Origin of the sequence: Sinomonas sp. ASV322, from assembly GCF_030908245.1 — a bacterium.
Taxonomy (GTDB): domain Bacteria; phylum Actinomycetota; class Actinomycetes; order Actinomycetales; family Micrococcaceae; genus Sinomonas.
Genome location: NZ_JAVFJJ010000004.1, coordinates 182,415 through 200,391 on the forward strand (window position 1 = coordinate 182,415; position 17,977 = coordinate 200,391).

The 17,977-nt window shown below is 69.5% G+C and carries 22 protein-coding genes; 21 read left to right on the forward strand and 1 reads right to left on the reverse strand.

What is annotated here, in order from left to right; translation table 11 throughout:
- Positions 1 to 101: 101 nt before the first annotated feature.
- Positions 102 to 863 (reverse strand): hypothetical protein, encoded by a 762-nt coding sequence (locus tag RBS12_RS07545; RefSeq protein ID WP_307965458.1) that lies wholly within the window; start codon positions 861 to 863, stop codon positions 102 to 104.
- Here RBS12_RS07545 and RBS12_RS20225 point away from each other — a divergent pair.
- The 21 genes from RBS12_RS20225 (at position 813) to RBS12_RS07645 (ending at position 17,945) form a co-directional block, all read left to right on the forward strand.
- The gene (locus RBS12_RS20225; RefSeq protein WP_373886493.1) at positions 813 to 1,325 is read left to right on the forward strand and encodes an HNH endonuclease; all 513 of its coding nucleotides are present in this window, start codon (positions 813 to 815) and stop codon (positions 1,323 to 1,325) included. The genes RBS12_RS07545 and RBS12_RS20225 overlap by 51 nt on opposite strands.
- A 152-nt stretch (positions 1,326 to 1,477) precedes the next feature.
- Positions 1,478 to 1,876, forward strand: a complete 399-nt coding sequence (locus RBS12_RS07550) for a hypothetical protein (RefSeq protein ID WP_307965460.1) — start codon at positions 1,478 to 1,480, stop codon at positions 1,874 to 1,876.
- On the forward strand, positions 1,873 to 2,520 hold the full coding sequence (locus tag RBS12_RS07555) for a P27 family phage terminase small subunit (RefSeq protein WP_307965461.1): 648 nt from the start codon (positions 1,873 to 1,875) through the stop codon (positions 2,518 to 2,520). Before RBS12_RS07550 ends, RBS12_RS07555 begins: the two co-directional genes overlap by 4 nt.
- On the forward strand, positions 2,507 to 4,243 hold the full coding sequence (locus RBS12_RS07560; RefSeq protein WP_307965462.1) for a hypothetical protein: 1,737 nt from the start codon (positions 2,507 to 2,509) through the stop codon (positions 4,241 to 4,243). The genes RBS12_RS07555 and RBS12_RS07560 overlap by 14 nt, the downstream gene beginning before the upstream one ends.
- 13 nt (positions 4,244 to 4,256) lie before the next feature.
- Positions 4,257 to 5,624, forward strand: coding sequence for a DUF935 family protein (locus tag RBS12_RS07565; RefSeq protein WP_307965463.1), 1,368 nt, complete (start codon positions 4,257 to 4,259; stop codon positions 5,622 to 5,624).
- The gene (locus tag RBS12_RS07570) at positions 5,617 to 6,867 is read left to right on the forward strand and encodes a head maturation protease, ClpP-related (protein WP_307965464.1); all 1,251 of its coding nucleotides are present in this window, start codon (positions 5,617 to 5,619) and stop codon (positions 6,865 to 6,867) included. Before RBS12_RS07565 ends, RBS12_RS07570 begins: the two co-directional genes overlap by 8 nt.
- Positions 6,864 to 7,253 (forward strand): capsid cement protein, encoded by a 390-nt coding sequence (locus RBS12_RS07575; RefSeq protein ID WP_307965465.1) that lies wholly within the window; start codon positions 6,864 to 6,866, stop codon positions 7,251 to 7,253. The genes RBS12_RS07570 and RBS12_RS07575 overlap by 4 nt, the downstream gene beginning before the upstream one ends.
- A 12-nt stretch (positions 7,254 to 7,265) precedes the next feature.
- Complete coding sequence (locus RBS12_RS07580; protein ID WP_307965466.1) at positions 7,266 to 8,198, forward strand: hypothetical protein; 933 nt, start codon at positions 7,266 to 7,268, stop codon at positions 8,196 to 8,198.
- Between the two features lie 13 nt (positions 8,199 to 8,211).
- A complete protein-coding gene (locus RBS12_RS07585; protein WP_307965467.1) occupies positions 8,212 to 8,481 on the forward strand; it encodes a hypothetical protein in 270 nt (89 codons plus the stop codon).
- 15 nt (positions 8,482 to 8,496) lie between these two features.
- Entirely contained in the window at positions 8,497 to 8,922 is a 426-nt protein-coding gene (locus tag RBS12_RS07590) for a Gp19/Gp15/Gp42 family protein (RefSeq protein WP_307965468.1), read from the forward strand.
- A gap of 2 nt (positions 8,923 to 8,924) precedes the next feature.
- Entirely contained in the window at positions 8,925 to 9,293 is a 369-nt protein-coding gene (locus RBS12_RS07595) for a hypothetical protein (protein ID WP_307965469.1), read from the forward strand.
- Positions 9,290 to 9,568 (forward strand): hypothetical protein, encoded by a 279-nt coding sequence (locus RBS12_RS07600; RefSeq protein ID WP_307965470.1) that lies wholly within the window; start codon positions 9,290 to 9,292, stop codon positions 9,566 to 9,568. Before RBS12_RS07595 ends, RBS12_RS07600 begins: the two co-directional genes overlap by 4 nt.
- A complete protein-coding gene (locus RBS12_RS07605; RefSeq protein WP_307965471.1) occupies positions 9,568 to 10,002 on the forward strand; it encodes a hypothetical protein in 435 nt (144 codons plus the stop codon). The genes RBS12_RS07600 and RBS12_RS07605 overlap by 1 nt, the downstream gene beginning before the upstream one ends.
- 68 nt (positions 10,003 to 10,070) lie before the next feature.
- Positions 10,071 to 10,904: an IPT/TIG domain-containing protein gene (locus RBS12_RS07610; protein ID WP_307965472.1), complete on the forward strand. Its 834-nt coding sequence runs from the start codon at positions 10,071 to 10,073 to the stop codon at positions 10,902 to 10,904.
- A gap of 93 nt (positions 10,905 to 10,997) precedes the next feature.
- On the forward strand, positions 10,998 to 11,303 hold the full coding sequence (locus RBS12_RS07615; RefSeq protein ID WP_307965473.1) for a hypothetical protein: 306 nt from the start codon (positions 10,998 to 11,000) through the stop codon (positions 11,301 to 11,303).
- Positions 11,304 to 11,398: 95 nt separating this feature from the next.
- Positions 11,399 to 11,668 (forward strand): hypothetical protein, encoded by a 270-nt coding sequence (locus RBS12_RS07620; protein WP_307965474.1) that lies wholly within the window; start codon positions 11,399 to 11,401, stop codon positions 11,666 to 11,668.
- Positions 11,669 to 11,684: 16 nt separating this feature from the next.
- Positions 11,685 to 14,474: a hypothetical protein gene (locus tag RBS12_RS07625; protein WP_307965475.1), complete on the forward strand. Its 2,790-nt coding sequence runs from the start codon at positions 11,685 to 11,687 to the stop codon at positions 14,472 to 14,474.
- Positions 14,475 to 15,446, forward strand: a complete 972-nt coding sequence (locus RBS12_RS07630) for a hypothetical protein (RefSeq protein ID WP_307965476.1) — start codon at positions 14,475 to 14,477, stop codon at positions 15,444 to 15,446. It begins immediately after the preceding gene.
- Complete coding sequence (locus RBS12_RS07635; RefSeq protein WP_307965477.1) at positions 15,446 to 16,564, forward strand: hypothetical protein; 1,119 nt, start codon at positions 15,446 to 15,448, stop codon at positions 16,562 to 16,564. Before RBS12_RS07630 ends, RBS12_RS07635 begins: the two co-directional genes overlap by 1 nt.
- Positions 16,565 to 17,554 (forward strand): hypothetical protein, encoded by a 990-nt coding sequence (locus RBS12_RS07640; protein WP_307965478.1) that lies wholly within the window; start codon positions 16,565 to 16,567, stop codon positions 17,552 to 17,554.
- A gap of 4 nt (positions 17,555 to 17,558) precedes the next feature.
- A complete protein-coding gene (locus tag RBS12_RS07645; protein WP_307965479.1) occupies positions 17,559 to 17,945 on the forward strand; it encodes a hypothetical protein in 387 nt (128 codons plus the stop codon).
- The last annotated feature ends 32 nt before the right edge of the window (positions 17,946 to 17,977 follow it).

Genomic DNA, 17,977 nt, shown 5'->3' on the forward strand with positions numbered 1-17,977 from the left:
AGACGTCATTGCGTCGTGTCGCGGACACAAGGACACGACAGTGGAGCGTCACTTGAAGCATCGCTACGCACTTGAGACGTCGGGGCTCGGGGCGGAGTTGTTCAGGGCATGAATTCGGGATGCTGGCCGATGAGGCTCTGGGTAAGTTCCCACGCGATCTGCCTCAGCGATGCCGGGACGGGAGAGCCAGCGGACGTGAGTTCGATTTCGGGTGCCTCCGCAAACTTCCCGTCGGCGCTGGCCCACATCAGTCGGAGATTTTCCTTGTCTCCGCCTGCGTAGACCCCAAGAGAGTTTAGTCGAGTTAGAGCGTAGTAGTCGTCGTCGACCCCGGGGTCCACGTGGGCGCCCTCTTGGTTGGCTGTCGTTAGGATCAGTTTCTTCCTGCTGAATTGGTGTCCCGCGGGAGCGTTGATGACCGTCTGATTCCACCATTGGTCGAACGGAAGATGCATGCCAGGGGATCGGGGCGCTTTACGGCCATTGAGCAACTCGTGTATCTGGTATCGAATATCGGGCTGCGGGGGTTCCGGTTGTCCGAGCTTGGGGATGAAGGAGTTCTTGAACGCTTCGTGGTTCCCGATGACTTCTATGTGGAGGCCGGTCAGAGTGAAAGGCGGCTGCCTGAGATCTGACGTGACCTCCCCGGCAGAATCGAGAACGTAAAGGCGATTGAGCAGACCGACTTGGCCAAGGAGGGCGTGGGAGTTGGGAGTCTGGTGCAGCAATACCCGAAGGGACGCGGCGATTCTCTTGGCCTCAGATGCGTTTCCGTCGTCGAAAGCCCGGCATGAGGACAGCAAGAAACCGAGATGATCCTTCAGGGCCTCCGTGGTTTCGTCATTAGTCAGCGGTGTCTTCACAAAATCAGGATAGTCGCGCGCCTCGACACGCCACGCCGCGACCGATTGACGAGAATCTCGTGCTTGACGGGGGTACAGTTACGAACTGATGGTGGTGTACTATCACCGCGGGAGGCTCGGCCGATTGGTCCGGGCCTTTGGCATGTCAGGGAGGTGCCGGCGCTGGTGCAGGGGCTGCATGTTCCGCCCTGGTCGGGGCGTCGCCGGCAGGAGGCGCTCGCCACGGTAAAGGCGAAGGGCCGCCGGGCGAAGTCTCCGTGCTGCATCTGTGACCAGGGCATCGACTACTCGCTCGAGTATCCGCATCCGCAGTCGTGCAGTGTGCAGCACATCAAGTCGCGTAAGCGGTATCCCGGGCTGACGTGGGATCCGTCGAACTGGGCGCCAGCACATCTTGACTGCAACAAGGGTGCCGGGCTGGAACCGTTGCAGGGTCTCGGTCTGACGTCGAACGATTGGTGAGCCGAAGGCGGGCCCAGAAAAATCTAGGGCTGTCCGAGCCCGGACTCTTCCCGCCGGCACCGTCCTCTCCCCCCGGCCTGATCCCGGAAATCCGCCGAATTCCGCGCTTTTTGGCAGTGAAAACGGACCCCGGACTGCCCTGAGGGGGGTAGATGCACGATCGGCCCCGCATCCGTGTCCTGCGCGTTGCCGGGTCGCCGCTGAAAGGAATCGCGCGGGACCTCGGCGCGTCCCGGAACGCCGTCCGGCGGGCCTTGGCGCCCGGGGCGAGGGATTCGTACTGGCGGGCGTCGGACGCTGAGGCCTTCGAGCCTGCGGTGCGGGATGTCCTGGCCGATTATCCCGGCATGCCGGTCTCCGACATCGCGGTCATGGTCGACTGGCGGCGCTCCCGAAGGGCCCTGTCCGATCTGGTGGCCCGCCTGAGGCCCGAATTCCGTACCGCGGCCCCGAACCTCAGCGCGCGTCCGGCTGAGAGCATCCGGACCGGCACCATCAAGGCAGGAGAGGCCTCGTTCGGTGTCCTTAGCTTGGGGGAGGTGGCCTTGTGACCGCCAAGTCCTCTCCGGAGGAGTCAGAGCCGCTTGCGCCGCCCCCAGGTCTACCCGCCTCTGCGGTCGAGGCGTGGCGGGAAATCGTCGTGGCGAACGACTTTGCGGGGAACGTCGACCGCGCGGCGTTGGAGGCGTTCTGCACGCTGATGGCCAGGCTCCGGGAGGCGCGGCAGCGGGTCGAGGACGAGGGCATGGTGGTCAAAGACCCTCGTGGCCGCGTGGTGCCTCACCCGGCGCTCGCAGTCGAGCGTCAGACGGCCGAGCAGATCCGCGCTTGGGGCGACCGCTTCGCGCCGCTGGTAAAGCCGGCCCGGAAACGCGGGTATATGGCGGATGCGACGGCGGCCTCGATCGCGAACGCCCCGCACCTTGCCCAGCGGAAGTACGCGGGCCCGGTGGCCGCGGTGAAGACGCTCGCGTGGATGATCGACGAGGCACAGCGCGAGGGGATGGAGGCGCTGCAGAAGGCCATGGCCACGACGGTGCCGACCTATCTGAAGGCGTGTGCGGACCTCCAGATCACCCCGGCCTCGGTCCCAGCGAAGGCCGTCGGCGCCGCCGGTGGTGGTGAGACGAAGGCGCCGGCGTCGAAGGTGACGGACATGCAGGAAAGGGCGCGGTCACGCCGTGCCGCAGGCTAGCCCCAAGGCCCGAGACGCCCGCAAGCACAGCAAGCCCCGCCCCCCGCTGTTTGGGTGCGAGACACCCCGCATCTTCACGCCGCCGCTCCGCCCGCTGGAGCCGCGCTCGCCGGAGACCGAGGAGCGCACGCTCGGGTACGACGTCATAGACTTCGCCCGGGATGTCCTGCACATCGAGCTGTACCCGTGGCGGAAGTGGCTGCTCGTGCACATGCTCGAGCTGCTCGAGGACGGCAGTCTGCGGTTCCGCACCGTGGTGGTGCTCGTGGCCCGTCAGAACGGCAAGTCGACGCTCTCGCAGGTGCTGGCGCTGTGGTTCATGATCGTCTGGGGCTGGCCGCTCGTGCTCGGCACAGCTCAGGACCTCGAGACGGCCGAGGAGGTCTGGCAGGGCGCCGTCGACCTCGTCGAGGAGGACGCAGAGCTCTCCGAGCTGCTCAAGCGGGTCGTCAAGGTTAACGGCAAGAAGGCCCTGGAGCTCACGAACGGGACCCGGTACAAGGTCAAGGCCGCGAACCGGCGGGCCGGGCGCGGGTTCACCGGCAACCTGATCCTCCTCGACGAGCTCCGCGAGCACCAGAACTGGGAAGCCTGGGGAGCGATCACCAAGACCACCATGGCCCAGCTCGAGGCCATGGTGCTCGCCCTGTCCAACGCCGGCGACCTCACCAGCGTCGTCCTCGCATACCTGCGGAAGATGGCCCACGAGGCCGTCGGCGACCCCGACGGGATCTGCAAGGAGCACACCGCGTCCGGGCCGACGCTGCTCGACGTCGAGGCCCTCCAGGAAGACGGCGAGGAGTTCGACGAGGACGACCTCGAGGACTTCGAGCAGGACGAGGACACCCTCGGCCTCTTCGAATGGTCCGCACCGCCGGGGTGCGACAAGTGGGACCGGGACGGGTGGGCTCAGGCCAACCCCTCGGTGGGGTGGAACAAGGGCTTCACCCAGCGCACGATCGCCGCAGCGTGCCGGACCGACCCCGAGTGGGTGTTCCGCGTCGAGTGCCTTTGCCAGTGGATGGAGCGCGTCCTCGGGGGACCGTTCCCGCCCGGGGCATGGGACAGCTGCAAGAACGTCCCCCTCCAGGGGCCTGACGGCAAGCCGTACATCGCCGAGGAAGACCGGATCGTCGGCCCGGTATGGGTCGGCGTCGACCAGTCCCACAGTCGGGACAAGACGTATGTCGCCTTCGCCGGGTTCCGGGCCGACGGTGTCGCCCAGGTCGAGGTGGTCGCCGCCCGCCAGAACTCGGACTGGGTCAAGGGCTGGCTCATGGACCCCAAGCGCCGAGACCTGATCACCGCGGTTACCGGGCAGTCGAAAGGGGCACCGGTCTCGCCGCTGCTGGAGGACCTCGACGGCGACCCCGAGTTCACGATCCCGGTTGTCGAGTGGTCCGGGGGCGACCTGACCGCGGGATGGGCGAACGTCTTCGACTCGGTCCGCGATCGCACGGTCCGGACCAACCCGCAGGAAGTGCTCGACATCGCTGCGGCCACCGCGGTGCTCAAGACCTTCAGCGCGGGAGCCTCGATCGTTGACCGGCTGGCCTCTCCCGAGGAGACGGCGCCGCTGATGGCGTTCATCGCCGCGAAGTGGCTGATGGACCGGCGCGTGGTCCCCGCTCCGCCGCCACCGCCGAAACCCGAAGCCGTCGAAGCCACCCATGTCGGGCCGGGCAGTGTCGGGACGGACGATCTAGCACACGTCGGCTTCTGAGGAGCGAGAGGGGATGGGGGTGCGTGTGGGCGTTCCGGTCACGGAGAAGGGCTACGCGGCCGAGGGCCGCAGCGGTTGGGCGGATCTGGACGAAGAGGCGACACCGGAGCTCCGTTGGCCGCGCAACGTCGAGGTCTACGACCGGATGCGCAGGCAGGACGCCCAGGTCATCTCGGTCCTGCGCGCGGTCACCCTCCCCATCCGGCGCACGGCATGGCGCATCGACCCGAACGGGGCCCGCCCAGAGGTCGCCCGGCTCGTGGCAGAGGATTTGGGGCTAGACATCGCGGGGGAAGCAGCCCAGCCTGCGACGCGGACCCGTGACCGGTTCTCGTGGACGGAGCACCTGCGTCAGTCCCTGCTGATGCTCGCCTTCGGGCATAGCTTCTTCGAGCAGGTCTACCGGATCGACGGCGCTGGCGCGGCCAGGCTGCGCAAGCTTGCGTGGCGCCCGCCCAAGACGATCGCCCAGATCGACGTCGCCGCCGACGGCGGCCTCGTCGCGATCGAGCAGCACGGCGCCGGTGCGGGGAAGCGGCCCCGGATGGGCGTGGACCGGCTCGTGGCGTACGTGAACGACCGCGAGGGCGGGAACTGGCTGGGCCAGTCGCTCCTGCGTCCGGCCTACAAGTACTGGCTGCTCAAAGACCGCCTCCTAAGGGTCCAGGCCCAGACCGTGGACCGCAACGGCATGGGCGTCCCCGTCTACGAGGGCTCCAAGATCCACGACTCCGTCGTCGGCGCGGAGAGGGCAAAGCAGGAGAAGGAAGAGCTCGGCGACGGCCTCGCGCTAGCGAGAGGGCTCCGTTCCGGCGACAGCGCTGGTGCGGCTGTCCCCAACGGGGCCAAGCTGAGCCTCAAGGGCGTCGACGGGACTCTGCCGGATGCCGACAAGCCGATCAGGTACTACGACGAGCAGATAGCCCGCGCAGTCCTCGCGCACTTCCTCAACCTCGGCACCGAGACCGGGTCGTGGGCACTCGGATCGACCTTCGCGGACTTCTTCACCCTCTCCCTGCAGACCGTCGCGATGCAGGTCGCCGACACGACGACTCAGCACGTCATCGAGGACCTCGTCGACCTCAACTGGGGTCCCGACGAACCGGCCCCGCGGCTGGTGTTCGACGAGATCGGCTCGAAGCACCCCGCCACCGCCGAGGCAGTCAAGATGCTCGTCGACTGCGGGGCCATCACCCCGGACGAGAAGCTCGAGCAGCACCTCAGGACCGCGCACGGACTCCCGCCAGCGGATCCGGCAACGGCCCGCCAGCCCCCGGCAGCACCGGCCCCGGCCGGACCCACTCCGGCATCCGCCGACCCGGCAGGGGAAGGCCATCGGCCGCCCTGGCACACGAACCAGCAAGGAGGGACACATGGCTGAGAGCCGATACCGCTTCCGCGGGAATATCGCACCGGCGCCGGGCATCCGCGCCTCGGTCCTCGAACCCGAGACCGACGGGCAGGCCGCGACCCTGCGCCTCTACGATCCGATCGACTCGTGGGGCGAGTACTGGGGGGTCTCGGCGAAGGAGTTCGCCCAGAGCCTCGCCAGCCTGCCGCCCGACACCGAGGAGATCCGCCTCCACATCAACTCCCCGGGCGGGGAGGTCCACGAGGCCATCGCGATCCTGAACCAGCTCCGCGGGCACCGGGCAAAGGTCGTGGCCTACGTCGACGGCCTCGCAGCCTCGGCGGCCTCGTTCATCGCCGCCGGAGCCGACGAGCTGGTCATGGGCCGCAACTCCCAGCTTATGGTCCACGACGCCTGGGGCCTCGTCGTCGGCAACGCCGGGGACATGCACGCCATGGCAGACACGCTCGACAAGATCTCGGACAACATCGCCTCCGTCTACGCGGCCAAGGCCGGGGACACCACCGAGGCATGGCGCGACGTCATGCGCGCCGAGACGTGGATGAACGCCGAGGAAGCCGTCGCCGCCGGCCTCGCAGACCGCGTCGACGAACCAGCCGTCGACACAGCCCCGGCCAACCGCTTCGACCTGTCCATGTTCGCCCACGCAGGCCGGGAGCACGCCCCCGACCCGGCCGCCATCCTGCCACGGCGCCCGCAACTGGCGCGCGCCGCGGCAGCAACCAGACCTCCGGCCGAGCCGGTGGGAACCACCCCCAACAAGGAAGGAAGCGATCACATGCCCGAGGCATTGATCAAGGGGCTCCGCGACCGGCTCGGCATCCCCGCCGGCACGGAGCTCGACGACGACGGAATCCTCTCCGCCGTCGACGAGGCGCTCGCCGAGCGCGCCGCACCGGCCCCCGCCGAGCCGGCCGCCGGCACGGTCGTGCTCGACGCCGCACAGTACGAGGAACTCCGGAATGACGCCGCCGACGGCCGCGCCGCCCAGGCCCAGCAGCTCGAGGACCAGCGCAGGCTGCTCGTCGAGGCCGCGGTCCGCGACGGCCGAATCCCCCCGGCCCGCCGCAGCCACTGGCTCGACGCCCTGCTCGCCGACCCCGGCGCCGCGGACACCCTCGCGGGCCTGGCGAAGGGCCTGATCCCCCTCGAGGCCCGCGGCATCACCGGCGGCGTCGACGAGTCCTCCGACGAGGACGCGCACGACGCGCTCTACTCGAAGTTCTACCCGGCTGAGGAGGCCCGACCGTGAGCACCCACATCCATCTCTTCGACCCCGGCGCGACGGTCACGTTCACGGCCGCCGCCGACGTCGCCGCGGGACAGCTCCTGGCCGTGGCCGGGAACCGCAGCGTCTCCCCGGCCGCGGCGAAGTCCGCTGCATGGATCGGCGCTGCGGCGTTCGACGCCAAGGCGGGCGAGAAGGTCGCCGTCCTACGCGGCGGAGTCCAGCGCCTCACCGCCTCCGGCACGGTCGCGGCGGGGACGCTCGTGGTCGCGGCCGCCGGTGGGAAAGTCGCCGCGCTCGCCCCCGTCACCACGCCGACCCCTGCCGACGTCGCGGACACGCGGGCAGTCGTCGGCATCGCACTCACCGGCGGCACGGACGTGCCCGTCGAGATCGCCCTGGACCGCTAAGGAGAGCACAGCATGGGCTACACCTACCCGGCCCCGCCGGCCACCGTCGTCGGCGGGGACACCGTCGACGTCCACCACCTCTTGAAGACCCCGTCCCTCGTCGCGCGGCGGCTGAGGACGCTCCTCGAGCAGCGCTACATCGCGGACTTCCTCCTCACCGGCCGGTTCAAGGCCGTCGGAGGCTCGATCCTCTACGAGACGGGCGAGCCGATCTTCGCCGACGACGCCCCGGAGGCTGTCGCACCCGGTGCGGAGTACCCGAGCACGCAGGCCGACACCGGCCAGCTCGCCGCGGCGAAGACCACCAAATGGGGCCAGGACATCCCCGTGACGGACGAGGCGATCGCGCGCCTTGGCATCAACCCGGTCGACCGTGCCTTCGCGAAGTTGGTCAACCAGTCCGTGAAGTTCGTCGATTCCGCGGCGCTCGGGGTCATCGCCTCGAAGGTCACCCAGACCTTCGACGTCACCGGCGCCGGCGCCCCCGGCGCGTGGACGACTGGCGACGCGATCGTCGAGGGCGCCTTGCTGGCCAAGGCTAAGGTCACCGGCCTGGACGAGGGCTATGACCCGAATGTGATCGTGCTCAGCGACATCCAGTGGGCCAAGGCGATCGCCCGGCTCAACGCCGCAGGCCTCCTGCCCCGTGAGTCGGCGAACCCGCTCGTGAGCGGGACGTGGCCGGAGGCACTCGGGCTGACGTGGACGAAGACCAACCACAGCCCCACCGCGGACCCGCTGATGGTCGACAACACCCAGCTCGGCGGCATGGCCGACGAGGACCTCGGCGGCCCCGGCTACACCAGCGCCGGCGGCGTCGGCGTGGAGACTAAGGCCATCCGCGATGACCGGCGCGACAAGTACGACCTCCGCGCCCGCCGCGTGACCGTCCCGGTCGTGCTCGAGCCTCTCGCCGCTATCCGCATCACGAACACGGGGGTCTGACGTGGCGCACATCGTGACTGCGACCCTGATCGTGGCGAAGGTCGACGACACCGAACGGTACTTCGACAAGGGCGCCGTCCTCCCGGCCGGCGTCACCGCCGCCGAACGGAAGCGCCTCGTGGCCGCAGGCCTCGTCGCCGACCTCGCCGATGAGCCCGAGCCCGCTTCGGGATCCGAGGCAGGCGAACCGGACTCCAAGGGAGGCGAGCCAGACCCCCAGGGGATTGGGAGGCCTCCAGCCGCAGAGGCGGCCAAGCCGGCGACCTCGTCCGCGAAGAAATAGCCGGAAGGGGGCGCCATGGAAGATCTCGCCGCGATCGCGGACATCGAGGGCGCCTGGCGTCCCCTCGTAGGCGTCGACCGGACTCGGGCCGAGTACTACCTCGGCGTCGTCTCCCGCGGTATCCGGGACCGGTGGCGCGACGTCGACGAGCGCATTGCCGCGGGCACCATCGAGCGCGGGCGCGTCAAGGACGTCGTCGTGCAGCTCGTTTTGCCCAGGATCGGTCCCCGGCCCATCCCGGGTGCCCGCTCGTGGTCCCAGACGACGGGCCCCTTCGGGCAGCAGGTCACCCTCGAGGCGGGTGGGGAGCTGTTCGATCTGGCCGACTGGATGGTGGAAGTCTTCGAGGGCAGGCCTGATGTGCGTGTCGGGCCAGTTTTCGCCTTTCCGCCCTCGGGCCGGTACGAGCATGTCTTCATCTGGCCCGAGGAAGGGATCTGACCATGTGGGACATGATCCCGGCCGCGGGCGGCGAGGCCATCGTCCGGCTCCGACGGCGCCTCGTGGAGGACCCGTACAGCGCGCAGCAGACCCGCGGGGACTGGTCCAGCCCCGACGAGCTCCCCATCCCGGGTGCCTTCTGGGCCCCCGCGGGCACCACCGAGACCGAAGACGCGATGCGCTCGCAGGTGACCGGCCTGCGCGACGTCTTCGGCCCCCACGGGATGGACATCCTGCCCATGGACCGGGTCCGGTTCCCGGACGATCCGAGCACGGTGTGGGAGGTCGACGGCGAGGTCCAACGCTGGAAGAACCCGTTCAGCGGCGACCCCATGGGCTCGGTGGCGAGGGCGAGGAAGGTGAGCGGATGAGCATGCAGTTCAACGACGCGTTCTTCCGCGACCTTAGCGCGTCTCCGAAGCTGGCCGGGACGTGCGAGCGGATCGCCGAGCAGGTCGCCGAGACGGCCCGCAGCACGGCGCCGGTGGAGTCGGGCGCCTACCGGGATGCGATCAAGGTGGTGCGGCGCGAGACCCCACGCCTCGTCACATTCCGCGTAGTCGGCGGGGACTGGAAGACGATGCTCGTCGAGTCCAGGACGGGCAATCTCGTCCGAGCGCTCCGCGAGGCGAAGAAGGGCCTGTAGTGCCCAGGGTCGTGTTCGCGGACCTCGAGCTGTGGCTCACCGGTTGGCTCCGCGCCGAGCTGGCCGCGCGCCCCGAGCCGTTCTGCCGGGGCGTGTTCGTCTCCAACAGGGAGCCCGGCCCGGACCAGGGCGACGTCGTGCACGAGCGGATGGTCATCGTCCGGGACGACGGCGGGCCCCGGGAATCCGTCGTGACCGAGTCCCGGAACGTCGGCACGACCGTCGTCGCCGGCCCGAGGGACGCACCCAAGGAGGCCGGCGATCTCGCCCGCGTCGTCCGCGCGATCTTCGACGACGCGGCGGGGACCCAGCCAGGCAACCCCGTCGCCGCCGTGCGGGCGTCCCGCGGCCCGTACTCTGTCCCGGACCCGGCAGGGCGAGCCCGGAAGTACATGACGCACGAGATGGTCTGCGCGGGCACCCCGCTCCCGTAGACCGCCCAGAAGAACCGACTACGAGCCCCGTCGAAGGCGGGGCTCACCTTGTTAAGGAGCACAGCAGCATGGCAGCAGACGCCAGAGGCAACGACGTCGGGGCCGTAGGCATCCCGGTCACCGGGGCTATCGCGATCGCCCCCGAGGGCACGGCGATCCCGACTCCCAACGCGGGCGCGCAGCCCGCCTACACCCTCCCGGCGGCATTCAGGCGACCGGGCCTCCTCACCGAGGACGGCGGCTTCGAATGGACCATGGAGCCCGACGGCGACCCGATCGTCTTCTGGCAGGAGGGCTACTCGATCCCGTCTGGCGCGGCCAAGTGCGAGCTCAAGGTCATCTTCGCCCAGACCGACGAGACTGTCAGGTCGATTATCCGCGGCAAGACCGCCGACGCGAACGGCTACATCACGATCGACGCCGGCGGTACGTCCAAGAAGTACGTGATCTGGACCGAGGAGATCTTCAAGAACGCTGTCGTCCGCCGACGCGTCGCCCCCAACGCCTCGGTGCTGTCCGTGAAGGAAGCCAAGAACACCCGCGGCGAGGTGCTCGGCTACGAGACGACGTTCCGGATCGACCGGCATCCCGCCGTCGCGAACGAGCACATCGGCGAATGGCTCATTCCGGCCACGGCCGCGGCGGACGCCGTGCCGGCCGTCACCGCCGTCGAGGGCTCGCCCGACCCGGCCAAGGCCGGCGAGCTCGTCGTGATCACCGGCACGGGCTTCACCGGGACCGCCTCGGTGAAGTTCGGCGCAACCGCCGCGACGGACTACACGGTCAACTCCAGCACCCAGATCACGGCTGTCATGCCGTCCGGCTCGGCCGGCGCCGTGAACGTGGTGGTAGCCAACCCCGTCGGGTCCTCGGCGCCGTTCAGCTACACCCGGGGCGCCTGACCCACCTGACCTGGGGCCCGCGCCGTGATGGGCGGGCGCGGGCCCCAGCACCACATTCCGCCCATCTGCCCATCACGAGAACGGAGCACCACCATGCCGAAGGCGCCAGCCCCGAAACCCGCCTCGCAGGTCGTTGAGGACAGCCTTCATTTCCAGACCAGCGAAGGCGAAGTCGTCATCCCGCTGCGGTTCAAGACCAAGCTCCTGCGCAGGATCCGGAAGATGGACGAGCTTGATGCCTTCTTCGAGGTCATCGACAACGCTGCGGGCCAGGAGACGGCCGAGCTGATCGACGAGCTCGACTCGCTCGAGACCGCCGGCATCGTCGAGGCATTCTTCAAGGCGTACCAGGAGAAGGTCGACGCGACGTTGGGGGAATCTCGGCGCTCCTCGAGCTGATCGAGGAGCAACGCACCGCACTCGCCTACGACTTCCGCGCCCGGTTCGGGCTGTCGATCTTCGACGTCGGCGAGACCTGCTCCTGGGGCGAGGCGGTGGCGCTGGTCAGTGCCTTGAGGGAAGACCCCGGATCGCACCTCTATGCCGCGCTCGCCGGGTGGGCGTTCCCGATGCCGCGCCCTGACCTGAATGCCGCGCTGCTTGCGCAGCGGGTCGTGAACTTCCTCCGGGACCAGTCCGAGAAGCCGTGGGCAGCCGACTGGCCGTGGGATTCCGACCTCGGCCGCGGCCAGGCGGACGTCACGGACGAGGAGCGGGAGCGGCTGAGGGCGCGCCTGCGGAGCGTGAGCGCGATCCCAGACTGAGAGGGGAGGCCACGGCGTGTCCGAAGAGGTCGGTTCCGGCCATGTCGCGATCTTCCCGAAGTTCACCGGTTTCCGGCGCGCGGTCTCGGCCGAGGTCGCCGGGTCGGGCCGGGAGTCCGGGTCCGCGTTCTCGAAGGCGTTCTCGGCCTCGGCCGACGGCGCGGCGCAGGCTGTGTCCCGGAACCTCCAGAGCGCTGTCGCCTCGGCCTCCCAGGCGCTGTCCAAGGCGCGCCTGTCCGAGGCCGACGCGTCGGGGAAGGTCCGCGTTGCCGAGGCCCGGCTTCTGGAGCTCCGAGACCGGGGGACCGCGTCGGTGTCCCAGCTCGCCGCAGGGGAGGAGCGCCTCGCCTCGGCGCAGCGCCGACTCGAGCAGGCCCAGGGCAGGACCAGTGTCGCGTCCCAGCAGCTCGCCACCGCACAGGACCGGCTCCGTGAGTCGACCGAGGAAGCCGCGGGCGCGGGGGAGCGGTCCGGAAACCGGTTCGCGCGCGCCTGGCAGGGCATCCGAGCGAAGGTCGGGTCCGCGGCACGGGATGCGGTGGAGGACGCCGGCCGGCAGGGCGCGGCGGCGGCCGACGATGCCGGCAGCAAGGCTGGCGGGGCGTTCGCGGGCGGGTTCAAGAAGGCCGCGGGGGCGCTCGCCGCCGTCGTGGCGCTGGACCGCCTCCGCGCGGGCTTCATGTCCGCGATCACCGAGGCGGGCGGCCTCGAGCAGTCGGTCGGCGCGATCGAGACCGTGTTCAAGGGCTCGTCGGCCCAGATGCTCCAGTGGTCACGGGACGCGTCGGCCGCGGTCGGCCTGTCGAAGAACGACTACAACGAGCTCGGCACGCTGATCGGAACCCAGCTCAAGAACGGCGGGCTGGCCATGGACCAGCTCGGGCCGAAGACGAACCAGCTCATCGGGCTCGGCGCCGACCTGTCCTCGATGTTCGGCGGCACGACGAAGGAAGCCGTCGAGGCGCTCTCCTCTGCCCTGAAGGGCGAGCGGGACCCGATCGAGCGGTACGGCGTCTCGCTCACTCAGGCCGCGATCGACGCGAAGGCCGCCGAGCTCGGCTTCGCCAAGGTCGGGGGATCGTTCGAGGCCCAGGCGCAGCAGGCCGCGACACTGGCGCTGATCATGGAGCAGACCGCGGACGCACAGGGGAACTTCGCGCGGGAGACCGACACGTTCGCGCACAAGCAGCAGGTCGCCTCGACCGGCTGGAAGAACCTCAGCGCGTCCATCGGCGAGCTCTTCCTCCCGTCCGCGACCGCCGCGATGGGGTTCCTCGGCGGGTCCCTCCTGCCGATGCTCCAGACCCTCGTCGGCGGGGTAGCCGCGTTCGGCGCCGCCTTCGCCGCCGGCGGGAACGACATCACGAGCTCCGGGTTCGCCGGCGCACTCGAGGCGCTCGGGTTCAAGGCTCGGGCCTTCGTGGACGGACTCGCCACGCTCGGGCAGGCCTTCTCGACGATGTTCGGCTCCCTCGGGCCCGTGTTCGCACCGCTCATCGGGCAGGTCGTTGACCTCGCGGGCGCGTTCAGCCCGCTCGGGCTCATGTTCCGCGCCCTCGCCCCGGTCCTGCCGGACCTCGTCGGACTCCTGTTCCAGCTCGGCGCGACCATCGGCAGTGTCCTCGGCCAGGTCCTTCCGCCGGTGACCCAGATCGTCCAAGTCCTCGTCGAAGCCCTCTCGGGGGTCTTCGTCGCGATCCTGCCCACTCTGGTCGCGCTGGTCCAGACACTCGGCGACGCGTTCACGAACCTCGCTCCCGTGATCGCCTCGCTTGTGGCCGCCGTCGTGCCCCTGGTGGCGACCCTGACCGCGATCCTGGCCCCGATCATCACGGAGCTGGTGAACTCGGTGCTCCCTCCGGTCATCGCGATCATCGGCCTGATCGTCTCCGCGATCGCCCCCCTGATCACCACCATCGCCGGGATCCTGATCCCCGTGATCCAGGCGCTCATGCCGATCGTCGGCACCGTCTTCGGCGCGATCGCTGGCATCATCACCGCCGTCATGCAGATCGTGCAGGGCGTGATCGAGGTCGCGACCGGCATCATCACAGGGAACTGGGACCAAGTCTGGTCCGGCGTGCTCAACATCTTCCGCGGGATCTGGAACACCATCGTCGCGGTGGTCACCGGCGTCCTGAACACGATCGGCTCGGTCGTCCTCAACGGCCTCACCGCCGTGGGACAGTTCGTGCTCGGCGCCCTCGGGGCAATCGGCCGGTGGTTCGCCGACGCGTGGGACTCCCAGATCCGAGCCGTGTCGGGCTTCATCGGCACCCTGCTCGGCTTCTTCGGCGACCTGCCCGGCAAGATCGTCGGATTCCTCTCCGGACTCGGCCGGTCCCTCTGGGACATCGGACGCAACATGATCCAAGGCCTCCTCGACGGCGCCGGATCGCTGCTGGCGAACATCGGTAACTTCTTCCTGAACATCGTCCCCGACTTCATCCGGGAGCCCTTCAAAGCCGCACTCGGGATACACTCGCCCAGCCGCGTATTCATCGGCTACGGCGAGGACATCGCCGAAGGCCCCGCGATCGGCGTCCGCCGCAAGGAGCAGGGAGTCCGGGACGCAACCCGACGGCTCGCCGAAGCCGCACAGGCAGGATGGGCCACACCGACGCTGGGCACCGCGCTCGCAGGACGGCCCGCGGCCCCCGACACCGGGGCCGGCTCCGCCGCGGGCGACATCAACGTGTACGGCAACGTGTACGGCGACCCCGAGGACATCGTCGACGAGCTCAACGTCCAGAAGTCCCGAGCCGTCCGGGTCAACGGGCTGCGCCGAGTCGCCGCGGGGGTGTGAATGGCAGGCATCTCCTATGGGACCCCCTACGTGCCCCCGGCCCCGCCGGTACCCCTCCTGCGCGGCCTCAAGCTGCTCTGGAGGGGGCCGGGCAAGGATGCCCCGGAGTGGGACCTGACCGCGCCGCAGGAGGGGCTCGGGATCGTCCGCGAAGGCGTCGAAGGCCTGAGCTTCCCCGCCTACCAGCACATCGTCCAGGAGTCCCCGGCGCTCGCGGGCCAGTGGCACCGCGGGTCCCGGGCGAAGGCCCGCCGGGTGTTCTGGCCGCTGTGCATCTGGGCGGATGCCTCGAGCGACGCGTGGGCTGTGAGGGACGCCGCATTCTGGGCATCCCTCGGCGACACTCTCGAGCCCGGGCAGACGGGGACATGGACGGTCGTGACCCCGGCAGGAAGCCGTCGGCATCTCGCGTGCCGGTTCGAGGACGACGGCGGGCACGCCTTCTCGCATGACCCGTTCCAGAAGGGCTGGGAGGTCTACGGCATCGCGATGGCCGCGGACGGGCCGTACTGGGCTTCCGACCCGATCAGCCAGGCGTGGGGTGCGTCGGCCTCCAGAGCCTTCCTTCCGTCCGCGCCGGGGGAGCCGTACTGGGTGACGTCCGGCTCGCTGCTTGGCGCCGCGTCGATCACCAATCCGGGTGATGTCCCGGCCTGGCCGCGGTGGACGGTCGTGGGGGGCTCCACGTCGGTGTCGGCCGGTGTCGGCGGCAGCGTCGTGGAGATCCCCTTCCCCGTCCCGCACGGCAAGGCCGTCGTCGTCGACACCGACCCGCGCGCCCAGACGGCGAAGTACGGCGATTGGGACGAGGCCACGAGGACGCTGTCGAACGCCGTCGACAGGACCAGGGAGCTCGGTGCGGCGGACTTCGCGCCGGTCCCTGCGGGCCAGAACCTCCCGCTGAGCATCGCCATTACGGGGGGCGGCAGCGTGACCGCAGAGATCACCCCGCTTCACAGGAAGGCCTGGTGATGGAGAGTCCGTTCCGTCTGACCCTGTACGACAAGTCCTTCGCAAGGCAGGGATGGCTCGGCGACCCGATCGAGGTGACCGCCACGCCAGCCCATAACGGCCCCCAAGGGCTCACTGTGACGGTCTCTTCCCTCAGCGAGAAGGCCCCGATCCTCCTCGAACCGGGATCGCGGATCGTCGCCCAGTATCGCGGCGAGCACCTGATCAGCGGTCCCGTCCGGAGCCGCAGCGGGAAAGGACCCGGGCGGGCGGGCACCATGACGTTCACCGTCGAGGACGATTGGCGGCTTCTGCAGCGGGTCCTCGGCTGGCCGGTGCCCTCGGCGCAGATCACCGGTCAGGGGGCGGCGGAGTACGACGTCGTGTCCGGGCCTGCGGAGACCGTCCTGAAGACACTCCTCACGCGCAACGCCGTGAACCGTCGAGGCCTGCCCGTCACCGTGGCCCCAGACCGGCGCCGAGGGGCGAACATCACCGTCTCGGCACGCTTCCACCCCCTCGCCGACATCCTCCTCTCGGCGCTCGACACAGCCGGGATCGGCGTGACGGTCCGCCAATCCGGGTCCGGACTCATGGTCGACGTCTACGAGCCGACTGTGCACGCCCGCGAACTGAACGACGAGTCGGGCGTCGTGGCCGAATGGGAATGGGCGAGCGAGGCACCCGAGGCGACAGACATCGTCGTCGGAGGCCAGGGGGAAGGGACAGCCCGCCAGTTCGCCCTCTTCCAGAACGCCGCCCGGGCCGCGGAATGGGGCGACGTCATCGAGGTGTTCCGCGACGCTCGCGACACCAACGCGGGGGACGTCTTTGCCCAGCGCGCCGTCGAAACGTTCGCCGAGACGGCCGAGAAGACCGGGCTCAAGATCAGGCTCTCCGAGACCGAGAACTTCCGCTACGGCCGCGACGGCGTCCACGTCGGCGATCGGGTGTCGCTGCGGGTTGGCCCCGACCTCGTCGTCACCGACATCCTCCGCTCCGCGGAGCTGACGTGGAAGGCCGAAAGCGGACTCGAGGTCACGCCCAAGATAGGCGAGATCGCCGACAGCGACGACGAAGTGCTGGCCAAAGCCGTCCGCCGGACCGCCTCAGCCCTGAGAGACATGAGGAGCAGATAGATGGCCATCACGAGCATCGGCTACGACGGGCCGATCACAGAGCCCGGCTTGGCCTCCCTCCTGCCCAACAGCGGGGGCATGCAGTGGGGCGTAATCGGGGCGGGCGACTGGGCAGTCACGCCGCACCCGTCAACGGCCCAGGCATTGAACATCGCCCCGGGCGTCGGATGGGGTCCGGGTGTGATCGACACCTCGAATGCGATCGAGACCATCCAATGCGACCCGATCAGCCTCGGCCAGACTCGATGGGACCTCATCGCGATGCGCCGCAACTGGCAGCCGGCCGGCGGCCAGTCTCGATTCGTCGCGGTGAAGGGCACCTCGGCGAAGGGCCTGCCGGGGAAGGCCGTCGCGCCGACCCCGCTTTCGAACACCCAGCGGCAGGTCTTCCCCGGGATCGTCGAGGACCAGCCGCTCGCGCTTGTGCAGTGGACGGGCGGCCAGTCCCAGCCGACCGCGGTCGTCGACCTGCGCCTCTGGGGAGCCAACGGCGGCATGGTCGCCAAGTCAGACCTCGTCCTGACGTACCTCGACCGCGTGGGGTCGACCGTGACGATCGAGGGCGACGTGTGGCAGTGCACGCTCGGCGCCAACGACACCATGGCTTGGACGAAGAGCACCAGACTCGGAAGGATCCCCCTGCTCGGGGCGGGCAGCACCCTCGTGGGCGGGGTCCCGCCGCAGGGCACCGACTTCCTCGTGCAGGCGGGAACGGTCGCGCAGCAGAGCGACCCCAACGGGTACGCCCGCCTCACCTATCCGACCCCCTTCCCGAACGGGGTTCTCACAGTGCAGATCACCCCCGGTGACACCAGCACCGACCGGGCGTGGTGGAACGCCCCGATGAGCTACGGCATCGCGGGCGGGTGGGCGCCCGTCGGCGACAGGAACGACTTCGTCTACGGCCTCATGACTATGAACCCCGGCGGCGGGATCAGGCTGTGGGGCAACCAGTGGCACCGCATCAACTGGCTCGCGATCGGATGGTGAGCGCGTGGACGACGGGATCCTGGCCTGGACTGATCTCCTGTCGCTGGTGCTGAACTTCGTCTTCGGCGGCGGGCTGCTTGCCCTGTACGGGGCGCACAGGAAAGCGCGGGTGGAGCTCGCTACCGCGAGGGCGGCCCAGACCACCGCGGACGCGGCGACGGTGACCGCCGAGAACGCGGGCTGGAACGCGCTGATGGAGTACTGGCAGACCGAGATACGCGACCTGCGGACCGCCCAGCTCAAGGACCATGGCACGATCGCGGGCCTTCAGGCTTCCCGGGACATCGACCGGAAGTACATCGACATGCTGCAGCAACACATCTGGGAGCAGAAGCCCCCGCCGCCCCCGGCCCCGCCCTCGCTCCGCGAGGAACAGCCCTTCACCGACTGACCCAACCCCCGCCCCGAGGGCCCCCGCCACAG

Excerpts from the sequence above, each read along its gene's own strand:
- RBS12_RS20225 (WP_373886493.1), top strand. The coding sequence starts at position 813 with ATGATCCTTCAGGGCCTCCGTGGTTTCGTCATTAGTCAGCGGTGTCTT.
- RBS12_RS07550 (WP_307965460.1), top strand. The coding sequence starts at position 1,478 with ATGCACGATCGGCCCCGCATCCGTGTCCTGCGCGTTGCCGGGTCGCCG.
- RBS12_RS07565 (WP_307965463.1), top strand. The coding sequence starts at position 4,257 with ATGGGGGTGCGTGTGGGCGTTCCGGTCACGGAGAAGGGCTACGCGGCC.
- RBS12_RS07570 (WP_307965464.1), top strand. The coding sequence starts at position 5,617 with ATGGCTGAGAGCCGATACCGCTTCCGCGGGAATATCGCACCGGCGCCG.
- RBS12_RS07580 (WP_307965466.1), top strand. The coding sequence starts at position 7,266 with ATGGGCTACACCTACCCGGCCCCGCCGGCCACCGTCGTCGGCGGGGAC.
- RBS12_RS07590 (WP_307965468.1), top strand. The coding sequence starts at position 8,497 with ATGGAAGATCTCGCCGCGATCGCGGACATCGAGGGCGCCTGGCGTCCC.
- RBS12_RS07595 (WP_307965469.1), top strand. The coding sequence starts at position 8,925 with ATGTGGGACATGATCCCGGCCGCGGGCGGCGAGGCCATCGTCCGGCTC.
- RBS12_RS07600 (WP_307965470.1), top strand. The coding sequence starts at position 9,290 with ATGAGCATGCAGTTCAACGACGCGTTCTTCCGCGACCTTAGCGCGTCT.
- RBS12_RS07610 (WP_307965472.1), top strand. The coding sequence starts at position 10,071 with ATGGCAGCAGACGCCAGAGGCAACGACGTCGGGGCCGTAGGCATCCCG.
- RBS12_RS07615 (WP_307965473.1), top strand. The coding sequence starts at position 10,998 with ATGCCGAAGGCGCCAGCCCCGAAACCCGCCTCGCAGGTCGTTGAGGAC.
- RBS12_RS07630 (WP_307965476.1), top strand. The coding sequence starts at position 14,475 with ATGGCAGGCATCTCCTATGGGACCCCCTACGTGCCCCCGGCCCCGCCG.
- RBS12_RS07635 (WP_307965477.1), top strand. The coding sequence starts at position 15,446 with ATGGAGAGTCCGTTCCGTCTGACCCTGTACGACAAGTCCTTCGCAAGG.
- RBS12_RS07640 (WP_307965478.1), top strand. The coding sequence starts at position 16,565 with ATGGCCATCACGAGCATCGGCTACGACGGGCCGATCACAGAGCCCGGC.